15 protein-coding genes are annotated in these 15,553 nt (G+C 72.6%); 9 read left to right on the forward strand and 6 right to left on the reverse strand.

Annotated elements, in window-relative coordinates; genetic code table 11:
• Window positions 1–121 precede the first annotated feature (121 nt).
• The 3 genes from DEJ08_RS06500 to DEJ08_RS06510 all read left to right on the forward strand — a co-directional run bounded on the left by DEJ08_RS06500 (window position 122) and on the right by DEJ08_RS06510 (window position 2,497).
• The gene (locus tag DEJ08_RS06500) at window positions 122–1,054 is read left to right on the forward strand and encodes an ABC transporter ATP-binding protein (RefSeq protein ID WP_111055521.1); all 933 of its coding nucleotides are present in this window, start codon (window positions 122–124) and stop codon (window positions 1,052–1,054) included.
• Complete coding sequence (locus DEJ08_RS06505; protein ID WP_111055522.1) at window positions 1,051–1,914, forward strand: ABC transporter permease; 864 nt, start codon at window positions 1,051–1,053, stop codon at window positions 1,912–1,914. The genes DEJ08_RS06500 and DEJ08_RS06505 overlap by 4 nt, the downstream gene beginning before the upstream one ends.
• A gap of 94 nt (window positions 1,915–2,008) precedes the next feature.
• Window positions 2,009–2,497, forward strand: coding sequence for a hypothetical protein (locus tag DEJ08_RS06510; protein WP_111055523.1), 489 nt, complete (start codon window positions 2,009–2,011; stop codon window positions 2,495–2,497).
• Window positions 2,498–2,509: 12 nt separating this feature from the next.
• On the opposite strand, the gene DEJ08_RS06515 is transcribed toward DEJ08_RS06510, so the two are convergent.
• A complete protein-coding gene (locus DEJ08_RS06515) occupies window positions 2,510–3,118 on the reverse strand; it encodes a dihydrofolate reductase family protein (protein WP_111055524.1) in 609 nt (202 codons plus the stop codon).
• A 104-nt stretch (window positions 3,119–3,222) separates the two neighbouring features.
• Here DEJ08_RS06515 and DEJ08_RS06520 point away from each other — a divergent pair, with 104 nt between their 5' ends.
• Together DEJ08_RS06520 and DEJ08_RS06525 are read left to right on the forward strand one after the other, a co-directional pair.
• Window positions 3,223–5,178, forward strand: coding sequence for a glycoside hydrolase family 43 protein (locus DEJ08_RS06520; protein WP_111055525.1), 1,956 nt, complete (start codon window positions 3,223–3,225; stop codon window positions 5,176–5,178).
• Between the two features lie 201 nt (window positions 5,179–5,379).
• Window positions 5,380–6,792 (forward strand): protein kinase domain-containing protein, encoded by a 1,413-nt coding sequence (locus tag DEJ08_RS06525; protein WP_163343492.1) that lies wholly within the window; start codon window positions 5,380–5,382, stop codon window positions 6,790–6,792.
• Window positions 6,793–7,066: 274 nt separating this feature from the next.
• Here DEJ08_RS06525 and DEJ08_RS06530 read toward each other — a convergent pair whose 3' ends face one another.
• A complete protein-coding gene (locus tag DEJ08_RS06530; RefSeq protein WP_111055526.1) occupies window positions 7,067–7,864 on the reverse strand; it encodes an SDR family NAD(P)-dependent oxidoreductase in 798 nt (265 codons plus the stop codon).
• Between the two features lie 110 nt (window positions 7,865–7,974).
• On the opposite strand from DEJ08_RS06530, the gene DEJ08_RS06535 reads away from it, so the two are divergent.
• Both DEJ08_RS06535 and DEJ08_RS06540 read left to right on the forward strand, forming a co-directional pair.
• Window positions 7,975–8,880, forward strand: coding sequence for an AraC family transcriptional regulator (locus tag DEJ08_RS06535; protein ID WP_111055527.1), 906 nt, complete (start codon window positions 7,975–7,977; stop codon window positions 8,878–8,880).
• A gap of 133 nt (window positions 8,881–9,013) precedes the next feature.
• On the forward strand, window positions 9,014–9,226 hold the full coding sequence (locus DEJ08_RS06540) for a PLDc N-terminal domain-containing protein (protein ID WP_239001530.1): 213 nt from the start codon (window positions 9,014–9,016) through the stop codon (window positions 9,224–9,226).
• 6 nt (window positions 9,227–9,232) lie between these two features.
• On the opposite strand, the gene DEJ08_RS06545 is transcribed toward DEJ08_RS06540, so the two are convergent.
• From DEJ08_RS06545 to DEJ08_RS06560, 4 genes are all read right to left on the reverse strand, one after another.
• Complete coding sequence (locus DEJ08_RS06545) at window positions 9,233–9,718, reverse strand: tetratricopeptide repeat protein (protein ID WP_111055528.1); 486 nt, start codon at window positions 9,716–9,718, stop codon at window positions 9,233–9,235.
• On the reverse strand, window positions 9,715–10,524 hold the full coding sequence (locus DEJ08_RS06550; protein WP_111055529.1) for a DUF6807 domain-containing protein: 810 nt from the start codon (window positions 10,522–10,524) through the stop codon (window positions 9,715–9,717). The genes DEJ08_RS06545 and DEJ08_RS06550 overlap by 4 nt, the downstream gene beginning before the upstream one ends.
• 10 nt (window positions 10,525–10,534) lie before the next feature.
• Window positions 10,535–11,206, reverse strand: coding sequence for a class I SAM-dependent methyltransferase (locus DEJ08_RS06555; RefSeq protein WP_111055530.1), 672 nt, complete (start codon window positions 11,204–11,206; stop codon window positions 10,535–10,537).
• A gap of 198 nt (window positions 11,207–11,404) precedes the next feature.
• The gene (locus tag DEJ08_RS06560) at window positions 11,405–12,154 is read right to left on the reverse strand and encodes a FadR/GntR family transcriptional regulator (RefSeq protein WP_111055531.1); all 750 of its coding nucleotides are present in this window, start codon (window positions 12,152–12,154) and stop codon (window positions 11,405–11,407) included.
• 216 nt (window positions 12,155–12,370) lie between these two features.
• On the opposite strand from DEJ08_RS06560, the gene DEJ08_RS06565 reads away from it, so the two are divergent.
• Complete coding sequence (locus tag DEJ08_RS06565) at window positions 12,371–13,789, forward strand: MFS transporter (RefSeq protein WP_111024851.1); 1,419 nt, start codon at window positions 12,371–12,373, stop codon at window positions 13,787–13,789.
• The gene (locus DEJ08_RS06570; RefSeq protein ID WP_111055532.1) at window positions 13,786–15,549 is read left to right on the forward strand and encodes a dihydroxyacetone kinase family protein; all 1,764 of its coding nucleotides are present in this window, start codon (window positions 13,786–13,788) and stop codon (window positions 15,547–15,549) included. Before DEJ08_RS06565 ends, DEJ08_RS06570 begins: the two co-directional genes overlap by 4 nt.
• The last annotated feature ends 4 nt before the right edge of the window (window positions 15,550–15,553 follow it).

Genomic DNA, 15,553 nt, shown 5'->3' on the forward strand with positions numbered 1-15,553 from the left:
GAAAACCCGCGCGACGCCGATGCCGCCCCCGCGAAAGCCCCCCCGCGTCACCCTGTGGGAGCACACATCTCCCCCCAACGGCGGACGCGGCGCCGACGGCCCCTCCCGTAGCGTCGAGGCCGTGATCGAAGTCAGCCATCTCACCAAACAGTACGGTCCGAAGACCGCCGTGGACGACGTCTCCTTCGTCGTGCGTCCCGGCAGTGTGACCGGCTTCCTCGGGCCCAACGGCGCCGGGAAGTCCACCACGATGCGCATGATCATGGGGCTCGACCGGCCCACGTCGGGCAGCGCCACCGTGAACGGCCAGCCCTACACGAGCTTCCGCGACCCGCTCCGGCAGGTCGGCGCCCTGCTCGAGGCGAAGGCCGTGCACTCGGGCCGCAGCGCCTACAACCACCTGCTCTCCCTCGCGGCGACCCACGGCATCCCGAAGTCCCGCGTGCACGAGGTCATCGACATGACCGGCCTCGACTCCGTCGCGAAGAAGCGCGTCGGCGGGTTCTCGCTCGGCATGGGGCAGCGCCTGGGAATCGCTGCCGCACTGCTCGGCGACCCGAAGACCCTGATCCTCGACGAGCCCGTCAACGGCCTCGACCCCGACGGCGTCGTGTGGGTGCGTCAGCTCGCCCGGCGCATGGCCGCCGACGGCCGCACGGTGTTCCTCTCCAGCCACCTGATGAGCGAGATGGCGCAGACCGCCGACCGCGTGGTCGTGCTCGGCCGAGGCAAGGTCCTGGCCGACGCCCCGATCGCCGAGTTCGTCGCCGGTGGCGGCGCCGCTGCAGGCACCGATGCCGCCGTCAGCCGCGTCATCGTCCGCACGCCGGACCCGAACAGCCTGTTCACCGCCATCGGCCCGAACGCCGCGGTCACCCAGCGCGAGGACGGCTCGTTCCTCGTCGTCGGGCCCGACGCACCGACGGTCGGCAACATCGCCGCACAGGCAGGCGTCCCCCTGCACGAACTCACCCCGACCGGCGCGAGCCTGGAGGAGGCCTACATGGCCCTCACCCGCGACGACGTCGAGTACCGATCGGAGGGCACCCGATGAGCGCCACCACCTCGCCCACCACGCCGTCGACCCGGATGTCCGGCTCGACCCGCCTGTCGTTCCCGCACCTGGTGCGGAGCGAGTGGATCAAGCTGCGCAGCATCCGGTCCACGTTCTGGTGCTACGCGATCCTGGTCGTCCTCACGATCGGCATGGCCGCGCTGATCGGGGCGAACACGAACAGCGGCGGCCAGGAGCTGCCGACGGACCTCGCCAACGGCACCTTCGTGAACGCCAACGCCGTGGGTGTCCTGCTCTCGTCGCTCGTCGTCGGCGTGCTCGGCGTCCTCATCATCACCGGTGAGTACGGCACGGGCCAGGTCCGCTCGACGTTCACCGCCGACCCGCGGCGCACCGGCGTGATCCTGGCGAAGGCCACCGTCCTCGCCATCGCGACCTTCGTCGTCAGCGCCGTCGCCACCTGGATCGGCGTCCTCATCTCGCTCCCGCTGCTGGCCGGCAACGGTGTCGAGCCGGAGCTCGGGGACCCGTCGGTGTTCCTGCCGATCCTCGGTTCGTCGGTCTTCCTGACCCTGCTGGCGCTCCTCGCGTACGGCATCGGTCTGCTCGTCCGGTCGAGCGCCGGCGGCATCGCTATCACGCTCGGCCTCCTGCTGGTCGTTCCGGGGGTGCTCGCACTCATGAGCGGACTGATGAAGGTCGACTGGCCGATGGACATCGCGGCGTTCCTGCCCGACTCGGCCGGCGGCCAGCTCTACGCCTACTCGTACGACGGCGCGAGCACGGTCGACAACAGCGGGGTCGTGCTGAACGGCTGGGGCGGCTTCGGCGTCCTCGCCGCCGAGGTGCTCGTCGTGGGTGGCCTCGCCCTGACGCTCGCGCGCCGTCGCGACGTCTGACGCGACCACCCCACGGCCGGGAGGCGCGGTGCCAGCCGGCACCGCGCCTCCCGTCGTTCCGCGGGCGGGTCCACCGCGTCACTAGGCTCACAGCGTGCGCTCCGTCCCCGCCCTGCTCCTGCCCGCGATCGCGGGCGTGCTCCTGCTGGCCGGCTGCGCCGGTCCGCCGCCCGTCGACGAGGCAGCGCTGTCCGCCTGGGAGAAGCGGCAGCGAGCAGTCGAGTCGGACCGGGATCTCGGGGCGATGTACGCCCCGGAATCCGCCGGGCAGAGCGCGACGGGGAACGACGACGAGATCGACCGTGGTGTCACGATCACGTTCGCGCACCCGAAAACGGTCGACCACCTCGAGTTCTCGTGCTTCGGTGACGGGCACATGAGCGGTTCCGTCATGATCGTCTCCGGTGGCACCTCTCGGAACCACATCACCGAGGCGATGCCCTGCGGCGACGGAGAGCAACGCATCGACCTGCGGCGAACCTGGCGTGCCGACGTCGACAGCGTCTCCTTCAACGGGTTCGACAGCGACCGGGACAGCGCCTGGAACGTCCGCGTGATCGGCGCAGAGCCCGTCGAGGACTGACCCCCCGAGCGCTCAGGACCGCCGGACGTCGTACCGGTGCAGGGTGACACCGTTGTCGTAGCGCTGCTGCTCGAGCAGGTCGAGCTGCACGAGCGGGCGGTGCCCCGAGCGCGGCGGATCGAACAGCGGTCGGCCGGCGCCGAGCACCGACGGGTGCGTGAAGAGCATGACCTCGTCGAGCAGCCCGGCATCGAGCAGCTGACTCGCGATGCTCGGCCCGCCCACGCCGACGTCGCCGTCGCCGGCGGCACGGATCGCGGCCAGCTCGGCGATCGCGTCGCCGTCGTCGCCGCCGATGACCCGGGTGTCGTGGTCGGCGGTGGTTCGTGTGCGGGACACCAGGATCTTCGGCTGCGCCGTCCAGATCTCGCCGTACTCGCGCAGGTACTGCGGCATCGACTCGTCGTGCCGGGCATCCGGCCAGAACGGGTCCATCATGTCGCGCACCACCCGGCCCTCGACGGACAGGGTCATCGCGGCGGCGCGGGCGTTGAACTCGCGGTGCAGCGGCTCGTCGATCCGGATCCAGTCGGGCCCGTCCAGGCCGTCGTGCTCGCCGGGGGCCCGTTCGACGAACCCGTCGACGGAGACGTTGATCCAGTAGACGAACCTCGCGGGCATGGCATGACTCCTTCGTCGAGCCGAGCGTACGCTCGCGCACGTCGCCAGGCGACACCCGCAGTCCCTCCAGCAGCACCTTCCTCAACGACGAGAGCAGGTCCGGCATGCGCCGATCGTCCACCGCACTCCTCGCCGTCGTGACGTTCCTCGGCGTCGCGACCACGGGCCTCCAGGCCGGGCCAGCGGATGCGTCCGCGGTGCCGGGCGGGACCACCCGGGCGACCACCACCACGACCGCGGCGTCGAACGCCGCCAGCCGGCACGGCCGCGCGGCACCCAGCCACCGGAACCCGGTCGCGCTCAGCCTGCCGGACGGGCAGACGGCGGCGAGCTGCGCGGACCCGACCGTGATCCACGGAGCCGGACGCGACCGCAACTGGTACCTGTACTGCACCACCGACGCGCTCACCGCGACGGAGCAGAACCCGGACGGGTCCCTCGTGCAGCACGCCGTGCCCACGTACCGGTCGACCGACCTGACCCACTGGACGTACGTGAACGACGCGTTCCCGACGAAGCCCGCCTGGGTGGGTGACGCGAACGGGATCTGGGCGCCGGACGTCGTGTACCGCGCCGGGGACCGTGGCCGCGCGGGCACCTGGTACCTGTACTACGCGGCCTCGGACACCCCATCGGCGACGGGGCCGAGCGGCGGCGGCTCCGCGGTCGGGGTGGCGACGAGCTCGAGCCCGACGGGCCCGTGGAAGGACTCCGGCGGCCCGGTCGTGGCACCGCAGACCGCACCGAACGGCGACGGAGCACGGTGGGCGTTCGACCCCGAGGTCATCACCGACAAGGGGACGACCTACCTGTACTTCGGCAGCTACTTCGGCGGCGTGAACGTCCGACGCCTCAGCGCCGACGGCCTGCGCTCCGACCCGTCGACCGAGCGGCAGATCGCGATCGACAACCGCTACGAGGGTGCGTACCTGATGCGGCACGGCGGCTGGTGGTACTTCATGGGCTCCGCCACGAACTGCTGCAACGGCGCCCTGACCGGCTACGGCGTCTTCGTCGCCCGCTCGCGCAGCCCGCTGGGACCGTTCACCGACCGCGACGGCGTGGCGATCACGAGCACCCGGGTCGGGGGCACGCCCCTGCTCGCGCAGAACGGCAACCGGTGGGTCGGGACCGGCCACAACACCGTGGTCACCGACTTCGCCGGGCAGGACTGGATCATTTACCACGCGGCCGATCGCACCGACCCGTACTACGCGGGGCAGTCGACCTACACGAAGCGGCCGGCGCTGATCGACCCGCTCGACTGGCAGGGCGGCTGGCCGGTCGTCCGCGGTGGTGCCGGGCCGTCCGACACGGTGCAGCCGGGGCCGGTCGCGCAGCCGGGGCAACGGCCGACCTACCGGGCGTCCACCGCACCCGTCGACGTGCCGGGTCGGACGATCCGGGCGCTGTCGACCTCGTTCGACGGCGCAGCGCTGCCGGGGGCGGCGCCCGGGGCAGAGCCTGGAGCGCTGCCGGCCCAGCTCGCCTGGACGCGTGCGCCCGACCCGTCCACCTGGACCGTTGCCGACGGCACGTTCCGCTGGCAGACGCAGGACGCCGACATCCACCCGCCGGCGACGCCGCTGGCCTCGGTGCTGTCCGAACCGGCGCCCCGTGGGGACTACGTGCTCCAGACCACGGTCGGGGTGGACACTCCGGCCACCGGCGACGGTCTGAACTACGTGCAGGGCGGCCTGATCGTCTGGGGTGACGATGGCAACTACGTCCGGCTCACCTCGAACTCGATCTTCAACACGCGCCAGACGGAGTTCGGCAAGCAGGTGTCCGGGCAACCGGCCGGGGCGCCGAGCTACGGCAACATGGTCGTCGGTCCGGTCGGGGACACCACCACGCTCCGGATCGTCCACCGCCAGGTCCGGGGTGAGGACCGGTACACGGCCTACACGAGCCTGGACGGTCGGCACTTCGTCCGGGGCGGGACCTGGACGGCGGACCTCGGCAGTGCACCGCGCGTCGGGCTCATCTCGCTCGGAGGCTCCGGCTTCACCAGCACCTTCGAGGACCTCCGCGTGAGCACGGTCGCGACGCGTCGCTGACGGGGTGGTCGGGTGGCGCCGGGATCGCAAGACACCGGTGTTCGCACGTTGAACCGCGGTCTGCGCGTGTTCGACCCGCGAACACCGGTGTCTTGCGCACCACCACCCCCCGCGTTCAGCCGGAGAACGACGTCGGCGAACGAGATACCCGTCGGGATGCGAAGATGCATCGTTGGTGCCGGAGCCGAGAACGAGGGTTGGATGATCCCGACGGAAGACCACGACGCGAGTGCGCCGCTGCTCGACGGTCGGTACCGCGTGGAGCAAGCGATAGGCCAGGGCGGCATGTCCGTCGTCTACCGGGGTGTGGACGAGAGCCTGCACCGCCCGGTCGCGATCAAGCTCTTCCACGCGGGCATCGTCGACATCGCCCGCCAAGAGGCCGAACTCGGCGTGCTGGCGTCGCTCGAGCACCACAACCTCGTCAGCCTGCTCGACGCCGGAGTCGTCACCGGGCAGGACGGCACGCAGCAGCGCTACATCGTGATGTCGCTCGTCGTCGGGCAGGACCTCGAGGAGCGCCTGGCCGTGGGCCCGCTCGCCTCGCGGCACATCGCCGAGATCGGCTACGACATGGCCGAGGCCCTCGACTACATCCACGCCCACGGCGTCGTGCACCGCGACATCAAGCCGTCGAACATCCTGCTCGTCGACTACGGCAACGGTTCCGACCGGGCCCGGGCGCGCCTGACCGACTTCGGCATCGCGCTCGCCGCCGGTGTCGAACGCCTGACCGCCGACGGCGTCACCACCGGCACCGCGGCCTACCTCAGCCCCGAGCAGGCGCGCGGCGGCGAGGTGGGCCCGCCGAGCGACGTCTACTCGCTCGGCCTCGTGCTGCTGCAGTGCTTCACCCGCCGTCGCGAGTTCCCGGGCTCGCTCGTCGAGTCCGCCGTCGCCCGGCTGTCGCGCGACCCCGTGGTCCCCGAGCCCCTGCCCGAGCACTGGAAGCACCTGCTCCGTGCCATGACCGCGCAGGACCCCGCGGCCCGTCCGCTCGGCGCCGAGCTGGTCACGATGCTCCGCGACGTCGTGATCGCCGAGACCGCCACGGCCGACCACGTGGTCGAGCCGACCGACGAGACGGCACCGGTGCCGACGCGCTCCGAGACGGACCGCCCGGCGACCCTCGACACCCTGCCCGACGAGTCGCTGCAGCGCACCACGGCGATGGCGGCCCGGCTCTTCGACGCACCGATCGCCCTGGTCGAGGTCCTCGACGAGGACCGCGAGTGGTCCCAGTCGTACATCGCCGAGGGCGTCGACGAGGCAGCCCGCAGCATCAGCTTCCGCAACGGCTTCGCCCCGGTCCCCGTCCCCGTCGTGATCCCGGACGGCTCCGCGCACCCCGAGATGCGGAACAGCCCCCTGGTCACCGGTCCGCTCGGCATCCGCTTCTACGTCAGCGTCCCGCTCGTCAAGCACGACGGCGCACCGATCGGGACCCTCGCCGTGCTCGACACCCGTCCGCGGCAGGCCACCGAGGACGACCTCGCGAACCTCCGCGACCTGGCGGCGCTCGCCGTTTCGCAGCTCGAGATCCGCCAGGAGTCCCTCCGCACGACCAGCGACTCGCTGCCGGTCCCACGGGTGGTCGGCGACCACACCGCCTGACGGGAGGCCCGGTGCAAGCCCGCACCGCGCCTCCCGACCGTGTGGTGGTCGCGCCCACCGCCGCGCCCACGCCGTCCGCCGAGCGGTCGCGCCCCGTCGCCTGGAGGGCTCCCGCGCGACGGTCCGTGACCGCACGGCCACCTGCCGGCGGTGTGTCGTGACCCCTCGTGGTGGTGGGGGTTCGCGCGGGTCGGCTGGCGCTGACGAGCGGGCGAAATGCCGGGGTGCCTCCGCGAGCCGACCCGGTTGTTTCGCCCGCTCGTGCGGGGCGGGCTCAGCCGAGGCGGGTTGCGGCGAGGCCGCCGTCCACGTCGATGGTGGCGCCGTGCACGAAGGTCGCCTCGTCAGAGGCCAGCCAGCGCACGGCGAACGCGACGTCGACCGGTCGGACGGGTGCACCGGCCGGGGTGCCGGCCGTCATCTGCGCGAGGACGTCGTGCGAGTCCGCGTTGCCCGGTGTCGCGGTAGCCCCGGGCGACACGGTCGACACCCGGACGCCGTGCGGTCCGAACTCGGCTGCCCAGGCGCGGGTCAGCTGCTCGACGGCCGCCTTCGTCGCCGGGTAGAGCGCCGTGAACGGGACGCCGACGCGGGACATCCACGAGCCGATGTTCACGACGACGCCCGAGCCGCGTTCGACCATCGCAGGCGCCAGCGCTCCGACCAGCACGTGGGGTGCGCGGACGTTCGTGGCCCAGAGGGCTTCGGCGTCGTCGTCTGCGAGCAGCGCGGTGGGGCCGACCGGGTAGACGCCTGCGTTGTTGACGAGGACGCCGACCCGGCCGCCGAGGGCCTCGGTGGCGCGGGCGGCGAGGTCACGGACCGCGTCGGGGTGGGTGTTCAGGTCGCCGACCACGGCCACGGCGGTTCCTCCGGCGGCGCCGATGGCGTCCACCACGGCCTGCGTCCGCTCGGGGTCGCGGCCGGCGACCGCGACGGTGGCGCCGGAGGCGGCGAGGACACGGGCGACGGCTTCGCCGATGCCGCTCGAGGCGCCGGTCACCAGTGCGGTGCGGCCGGCCAGTCGGTCGTCGGTGGTCAGGGAGTCGAGGAGTGCTTCGTTGGTCTGCATGCTCCGATGCTCGGTCCGACGGACCCGGCGGTGATTGCCCAGGACTCCGGAGTGCTTGCCGAATCCTGCACGGGCATTCCTTGCCTCGCATGCCTCGACAGAATGGGCACATGGACGACGTCACCTCGGACCGGCTGGACCGTGCGCTGCAGAGCGTCCTCGCCCACCTGGACGACACGGAGCGCGCCGGACGGATCGGTCTCCGCCTGGCCCGGGTGGACCGTCCGACCGACCTTGGGTACCAGCGCTACACGCCGTCGGTGTCGGTGGTGCTCGCCGGACGGAAGCGCTCGATAGTGGGGGATGACGACCAGCTCTGGGGTCGGGAACGCTTCATCATCACGCCCGTCGACCTGCCCGTGATCGCCGGGGTGGTCGAGGTCGAACCACCCGCGGGGTTCGTCGCGGTCGTCTGGCAGCTCGACCCCGCGGTGGTGGCCGAGGTCGCGACGGCGATGTCCCGCCCCCACCAGGACGAGGCGCCGCCGGCACGACTCGGCAGCTGGACCCCGGCCCTGGCGGACGCGTTCGCCCGACTCGTCGGACTGCTCGATGCTCCGGAGGACATGACGGTCCTCGCCCCGCTCGTCACCCGCGAGGTCGTGCTCCGCCTGCTGCAGACCGACCAGGCACCGCGCATCCTGGCCGCGATCGGCAACCGCGACGGCGACGTCGTCGCAGCGGCCACGGCCCTGCTCACCGACCGGTTGGCGGAACCGTGGTCGGTGGCGGGCCTGGCCGCGGCGGTCCGGACGAGCGAGTCGACGCTGTTCGCGCGCTTCCGGCAGGTCACCGGGATGAGCCCGGTGCAGTACCTGCGGCGGCTGCGGCTCGGGGAGGCCCGGCGGCGGATGATCGTGCTCGGTGACACCGCCGCCCAGGCTGCGGTCGCGGTGGGGTACCGGAGCGCCTCGCACTTCTCGCGTGACTACCGCGCCCTGCACGGCCGGCCACCGGCTGCCGATGCCGGTCGGGCCCGCGAGCTGCTCGCGCGGGGTGAGGTCGCGGTCGCCTGATCTACCGGCGTGATCGCCAGACCGACCCGCGCGGTCAGTCGGACGGATGACGCGGACGAGTCCGGGCAGGCCCTACTGTCATCGATGCGGGCGACGACCGTCGCCGCGGAGAGGACCGCTCGTGTTGACGAACGTGTCGGGGGCACACGCCGTGGTGCTCCTCGTGCTGCTGGCGCTCGAGGCCGTGGCGCTGGTGCAGGTCTGGCGCGACCGTCGCCGGACGCAGGTGGTCAAGGTGCTGTGGACGGTGGTCATCCTCGCGCTGCCCGTGATCGGCGTGCTGGGGTGGGCCGTGAACTGGCTGCTCGGCAAGGCTGCGGACGCGCTCCAGCGCCGGAACGCTTGACGCGCGTCAGTCCTCGGTGAGGGCCGCAGCGTAGGCACGGACGGACCGGTGGTACCGGGGGAGCGTCGGCTCGACGGCCTCGATCGCGACGCGCAGTGCCTCGGCGGAGCGTCCCGCGCTGTGCAGGGCGAGCGCGAGGAACACCCGCGGCGCCGCCCCGGTGGCCGGGTGCTCCGGCGCGTCGCGGAGCATCGCGATGGCCGCGTCGATCCGGCCGAGGTTCCGCAGCGTCGAGGCGTGCTGGACGACCATCCTGGCGGCGCGGTCCGGGTCGACCGTGTCCAGGCCAGCCGTGGTCGCGGCGGCGTACTGCACGTCGGCGTCGGCCTCGTGTCCGCCCGAGTCGAAGGCGCCGCCGAGCTCGAACGCGCCGAGTGCGGGATGCGGAGCGTCGGCGGCGAGGTCGCGCATCCACTCGATCCGCTGCTGATCGTCGATCGTCTCGTCGTCCCACAGTGCCGCGACGCGTGACTCCCAGTCCCCGGTGCTCATGCGGCGAGCGTACCGCCGTCGGTGATCGTCGCGCGGAACGAGCGGATCAGCGGAGCGCCGGGCTGCACGACGGCGGGGGAGTCCCACGCCAGTGCCGAGCCGATCGCCGGGTACTCCTCGGCGCGGACGAACCAGGGGTCGTGGTGGTCGAGGGCCTCGATGCGGATCGTCGCCAGACCGCCGTCGAACACCGCCGACCAGGTGATCCAGGGGGCGACCGAGCCGTGCACGGCGGCCTCGCCCTCGGCATCGGCGGTCCGGATGACCGCTCCCGTGCACTCGGGGAACCGCCAGAAGAAGCCGCCGTAGCCGGCTCCGGTCCGGCCGTTGCTGCCGGGGCCGCCGAGGTGCACGGGGGAGTCGCCGGGGGCGTGGAACGACGACGACCAGGACAACTCCCACCCGGCTCCGACCGAGCGCCAGCGCAGGGTGCGGTCCTCGTGCAGGACCACCGCGCGGTCCGGACCTCGCCAGACCAGCTCCTCCGTCGACCCGAGTCCGTGCTGCGCGGCGTGCACGACCTCGACCGACCCGTGGTCGTCGCGCCAGACGTAGCCGGGGCCGTGGACGTAGGTCCGTCCGCCCCAGCAGTTCACGCCGTCGACGTCGGGGATCGCGACGCCGACCCCGCAGTGCCAGTCGTGGTCGCCCGGGTGGTGTGCGCTGACCACGGTGCCGCCGAGGGTCCGGACCGGGTGCAGGTACGGCCGAGGGGACGATGTGGCGATCGTGCCGGCGCCGCTGCGTTCGACGGCGACCTCGACACCGTCCACGACGAGTCCGCGGATGCCGTCGTCGGTGCTCACGCCACCGACGCTACCCGCGCGTCAGCCGGGCGACCACGACGCTGTCGAGGACCTCGTGCGGATCACCCTCCGGCGTCGTCGCAGTGCGCGGCCGGACCTCGGCGACCAGGACGTCCCACCGGTCGTCGAGCTGCAGGGCGGCGAGGTCGTCGGCCGGCGCGGGGAACCGGTACTCCCGCAGCTCCGGCGGCAGGTCGTCGTGCGGCGGAGCGGCGTGCGCGGTGACGAGCAGGTGCCCGCCTGCGGCGACGAAGCCGGCGGCCCGACGCAGGATGTCGGCTCGGGGGATCTCCACCGGCCACGACTGCAGGAACGAGGCCGTCACCAGGTCGAACCGCGCGGCGGTGTCCCACCGGGCGAGATCCGCGGCGACGAATGCCGTCCGCTCCTGGACCCCGGCGGCGACGGCAGCCCGCGAACCACGCTGGAGCGCCGTCACGGACAGGTCGATGCCCGTCACGTCCCACCCCTGCTCGGCGAGCCACACCACGTCGCCGCCCTCGCCGCAGCCGAGGTCGAGCGCCCGCCCCACCGGCAGCCCCCAGGTCACCGAGGCGAGCACGACGTTCACCCGGCCCGACCAGATGCCGTCGCGCTCGGCGTAGCGGGCCTCCCACCACTCCCGGGCGGACGGTGCGGCGGTGGCAGATCCGGCGGCGGAGCCGTCGTCATGGGTGTGCATGCACCTACTCCAGCGCACCTGCCGGGCCGGACCCAAGCGGTGTTGCCGACCCGGCAAACACCGCACGGTGCGGGGCGGGCGCGCCCCGGGCCTCCCGTCCGCCCCGATCGTGAGCAGAAGATGTCGGGTCGGCTCGACGGACCCGACCATTCCTGCTCACGGAGCGAGCGCGAGCGCGAGCACGAGCGCGCGCGCCCGCTACTCGTCGGCGGGCAGCGGCTCGGCGTGCTCGATGCGGGCGCTCGCCGTGGCCATGTGTTCGTCCATCGCGCGCTGCACGGCGGGCACGTCGCGGGCCCGCAACGCCTCGAAGACGGCGCGGTGCTCGTGGAACGCGGCCTCGGTCGCCTGCCGGGTCTGCACGCGCCGCGCGACCCAGACGCTCAGCATCGAGCGCAGACTCTGCAGCAGGTCGGCGAGCACGTCGTTGCCCGACGCACGCGCCAGCAGGACGTGGAACCGGACGTCGGCGTCGATGAAGGCCTGCGGGTCGTCGAGCGTCGCCTCCTGCCGGACCAGGTACTCGCCGAGTTCGGTGATCTGCTCGTCGGTGGCGCGCTGTGCGGCGAGGATCGCGGCCGTGCGCTCCAGCGAGGACCGGATCTCGAGCAGCTCGCGGGTGCGGTTCGACGCGAGCATCAGACCCCACGACAGGGTCGTCGGGAGCAGGTCCGAGGTGCCTCCGCGCAGGTAGGTGCCCGAGCCGGGGCGGATCTGCACGATGCCCAGGATCTCGAGGGCGGCGAGGGCCTCACGGACCGCCGAGCGTCCGACGCCGAGCCGCTCGGACAGGACCCGCTCCGAGGGCAGCCGCGAGCCGGGGGCCAGCTCGCCGGCGGTGAGCAGCGAGACGAGCTGTCGGGCGACCACCGAGGCGGGGGACCCGACGGGCACGGACTCGAGCTCGAGTCGGATGTTGAGGGGGTCGTCCGGGCTGAACGCGGGCATGGAGTGAGCGTACCGGTCGGTCAACCGGTTGCGGCGGGAGCAGCGCCGAGGCGCCGAGTGCGCGGAATGGTCAACCGGTTGACAAGTCGGCCGAGCGCGACGCACACTGGATCAGGCGCACCGATGCGCCCGCTCCCGATCCGCGCAGCAGCACGGACCATCCCGGCGCAGCCGCCAGGACGAGGGTCGTACCACCCCCACCGAGCAGGAGTCATCGTGGACATCCCCGCCACGCGAGGCATCCCCACCTCGGTCGTCGAGAAGACGGCCATCCGCAAGATCGCGATCCGCATCGTGCCGTTCGTGGCACTGATGTTCTTCATCAACTTCCTCGACCGCACCGCGATCTCCTTCGCCGCCCCCAACGGCATGGAGGCCGACCTCGGCCTGACCGCCGCCCAGTTCGGCTTCGCGTCCGGTGTGTTCTTCATCGGCTACCTCGTGCTCGAGGTGCCGTCCAACCTGGCGCTGCACAAGTTCGGCGCCCGGATCTGGCTCGCCCGCATCATGATCACGTGGGGCATCGTGTCCCTGCTCTTCACGTGGGTGCAGAACTACCCGCAGCTCGTCGGCCTGCGCTTCCTGCTCGGCATCGCCGAGGCCGGCTTCTTCCCCGGCGCGATCCTGTTCCTGTCGACGTGGGTCCCGGCCCGGCACCGCGGCAAGATGCTCGCGCTCTTCTACCTGGCGCAGCCGCTCACGAGCGTCATCGGTTCCCCGCTCGCCGGGTGGCTGATGACCCACGAGGGGATCCTCGGCGGCCTGGCCGGCTGGCGCTTCATGTTCCTCTGCGTCTCGATCCCGGCGATCATCGTCGGCGTCCTGTGCCTCTTCGTGCTCAAGGACAAGCCGTCGCAGGCGAAGTGGCTCGACGAGGACGAGAAGGTCTGGCTCGAGACGACGCTCGCTGCCGAGAGCGCGGCGAAGGGCGGCGGTGACGGCCACGGCAAGGGCGGGCTGCGTGCGGCCTTCGGCTCCGGCCGCGTCTGGATGCTCGCCGCGGTGTACTTCGGCTTCATCTACGGCCTCTACGCGCTCAGCTTCTTCCTGCCGACGATCATCGACGGCTTCCAGGAGCAGTTCGGCACCACGTTCGACCTGTTCCAGAAGGGCCTCATCACGGCCATCCCGTACGTGCCGGCCGCGGTCGTCCTGTACTTCTGGTCGCGTGACGCCTTCCGTCGTGGCGTCCGGGTCTGGCACATCGCCGTCCCGGCCCTGGTCGGTGGCCTGAGCATCCCCGTCGCGCTCTACATGAACAGCCCGGCCGCCACCGTCGCGGTCATCGCGATCACCGCGTGTGCGATCTTCGCGGCCCTGCCGAACTTCTGGACGGTCCCGACGCAGTTCCTGACCGGTGCCGCCGCAGCCGCGGGGGTCGCCCTCATCAACACCGTCGGCAACCTCGGTGGGTTCGCCGCCCCGTACATCACGGGTGCCGTCAGCGAGTGGACCGGCGGGTACCAGGTCCCGATGTTCATCGTCGGCTTCTTCATGGTGCTGTCGAGCGTGCTGATGTTCGTGCTCGGCCGGAACACGAAGCGCAACGAAGCAGCTGCCGCGGCGTCCGGAGCCGACACCGCGGTCGCCGCCACGGACGGACCGACCGCCATCGCGAAGGAGGCCGGCGCATGACCCGCCTGTTCAACGACCCGGCGGACTTCGCGGACGAGATGGTGGACGGCTTCGTCGCCGCCAACCACGCCCGGGTCCGCAGGGTGCACGGCGGGGTCGCCCGCTCGACCACCAGTCCCGAGGGCACCGTCGCGCTGGTCGTCGGCGGTGGCTCCGGCCACTACCCGGCCTTCGGCGGCCTCGTCGGGCACGGCCTGGCGGCCGGTGCCGCGATGGGCAACCTGTTCGCCAGCCCGAGCGCCCAGCAGGTCACCGCGGTCGCGAAGGCGTCCGAGCACGGCGGCGGCGTGCTGCTGAGCTACGGCAACTACGCGGGTGACGTCCTCAACTTCGACGCGGCGGCACGGGCACTCGAGGCACAGGGCATCGACGTCCGCACGGTCCGCGTGACCGACGACGTCGCGTCCGCGCCCGCCGACCAGGCACACAAGCGCCGCGGCATCGCGGGGGACCTCTGCGTGTTCAAGGTGGCCGGCGCGGCCGCGGAACGCGGCGACGACCTCGACGCGGTCACGGCGATCGCGACCCGCGCCAACGACCGCACCCGCAGCTTCGGGGTCGCGTTCTCGGGCTGCTCCCTGCCCGGCGCCGACGAGCCGCTCTTCACCGTCCCCGAGGGGCGCATGGCCATCGGCATGGGCATCCACGGCGAACGCGGCATCGCCGAGGCCGACGTCCCCACCGCGGACGGCCTGGCCGACCTGCTCGTCGACAAACTCCTCACCGAGCGACCCGACGGCACCGGCACCGGGACCGGCACCGGCACCGCACCAGACGGCACGACAGCACGCCCCGGCCCCCGCGTCGTCCCGATCCTCAACGGCCTCGGCTCGGTCAAGTACGAGGAACTCTTCGTCGTCTTCGGCGCCGTCCAGCGGAAGCTCACCGACGCCGGCATCGTCGTCGTGGAGCCCGAGGTCGGCGAACTCGTCACGAGCTTCGACATGGCGGGCGTCTCGCTCACCCTGTTCTGGCTCGATGACGAACTCGAGCAGCTCTGGGCCGCCCCCGCCGACGCCCCCGCGTACCGCAAGGGCGGCGCCGTCCCGCAGCAGCCGGTGCCGGTCGAGGTCCTCGAAGCCGGCGTGGTCGTGCCCGTGACGCCCGGCACCGAGGAGTCCCAGGCCGCAGCAGTCCGCGTCGCGAGCGCGATCGCCGCGATCCGCGCCACGATCGGCGACCACGCCGACGAGCTCGGCCGCATCGACGCCGTCGCCGGTGACGGCGACCACGGCATCGGCATGCAGCGCGGCTCCACCGCCGCCGACCGTGCGGCACAGGACGCCGCCGCCCGTGGCGCCGGCGCCGGTTCGGTCCTCGCTATCGCCGGAGACGCCTGGTCCGACAAGGCCGGTGGGACGTCCGGTGCGATCTGGGGTGCCGCCCTGGAGGCACTGGGTCGCGTCCTCGGCGACGACGAACGCCCGTCGGCCGCCACGGTCCAGAGCGCGGTGCACGCCGCCACCGAAGCCGTCCTGGCATTCGGGGCTGTCCCCGGCGACAAGACGATGGTCGACGCGCTCGTGCCGTTCGACCAGGTCTTCTCCGCCCGGGTCGACGCCGGTGACGAACTCGTCGACGCCTGGTCGGCCGCCTCGGCTGCAGCACAGACCGCGGCGGACGCCACGGCCGACCTGTTGCCCCGGATGGGCCGCGCCCGCACCCACGGCGAGGACGCCGTCGGCACACCGGACGCCGGCGCGATCTCCTTCGCGCTCATCACCGCCGCGGTCCTGGCGACCATCGCCGTCCCCGCCTGACCCC

This window comes from Curtobacterium sp. MCLR17_054 (genome assembly GCF_003234335.2).
Taxonomy (GTDB): domain Bacteria; phylum Actinomycetota; class Actinomycetes; order Actinomycetales; family Microbacteriaceae; genus Curtobacterium; species Curtobacterium flaccumfaciens.

Bases quoted from the DNA above. Each gene is read 5' to 3' on its own strand.
- DEJ08_RS06570 (WP_111055532.1), top strand. From the start codon at position 13,786: ATGACCCGCCTGTTCAACGACCCGGCGGACTTCGCGGACGAGATGGTG.
- DEJ08_RS06535 (WP_111055527.1), top strand. From the start codon at position 7,975: ATGGACGACGTCACCTCGGACCGGCTGGACCGTGCGCTGCAGAGCGTC.
- DEJ08_RS06505 (WP_111055522.1), top strand. From the start codon at position 1,051: ATGAGCGCCACCACCTCGCCCACCACGCCGTCGACCCGGATGTCCGGC.
- DEJ08_RS06525 (WP_163343492.1), top strand. From the start codon at position 5,380: ATGATCCCGACGGAAGACCACGACGCGAGTGCGCCGCTGCTCGACGGT.
- DEJ08_RS06545 (WP_111055528.1), bottom strand. From the start codon at position 9,718: ATGAGCACCGGGGACTGGGAGTCACGCGTCGCGGCACTGTGGGACGAC.
- DEJ08_RS06560 (WP_111055531.1), bottom strand. From the start codon at position 12,154: ATGCCCGCGTTCAGCCCGGACGACCCCCTCAACATCCGACTCGAGCTC.
- DEJ08_RS06555 (WP_111055530.1), bottom strand. From the start codon at position 11,206: ATGCACACCCATGACGACGGCTCCGCCGCCGGATCTGCCACCGCCGCA.
- DEJ08_RS06520 (WP_111055525.1), top strand. From the start codon at position 3,223: ATGCGCCGATCGTCCACCGCACTCCTCGCCGTCGTGACGTTCCTCGGC.
- DEJ08_RS06515 (WP_111055524.1), bottom strand. From the start codon at position 3,118: ATGCCCGCGAGGTTCGTCTACTGGATCAACGTCTCCGTCGACGGGTTC.
- DEJ08_RS06530 (WP_111055526.1), bottom strand. From the start codon at position 7,864: ATGCAGACCAACGAAGCACTCCTCGACTCCCTGACCACCGACGACCGA.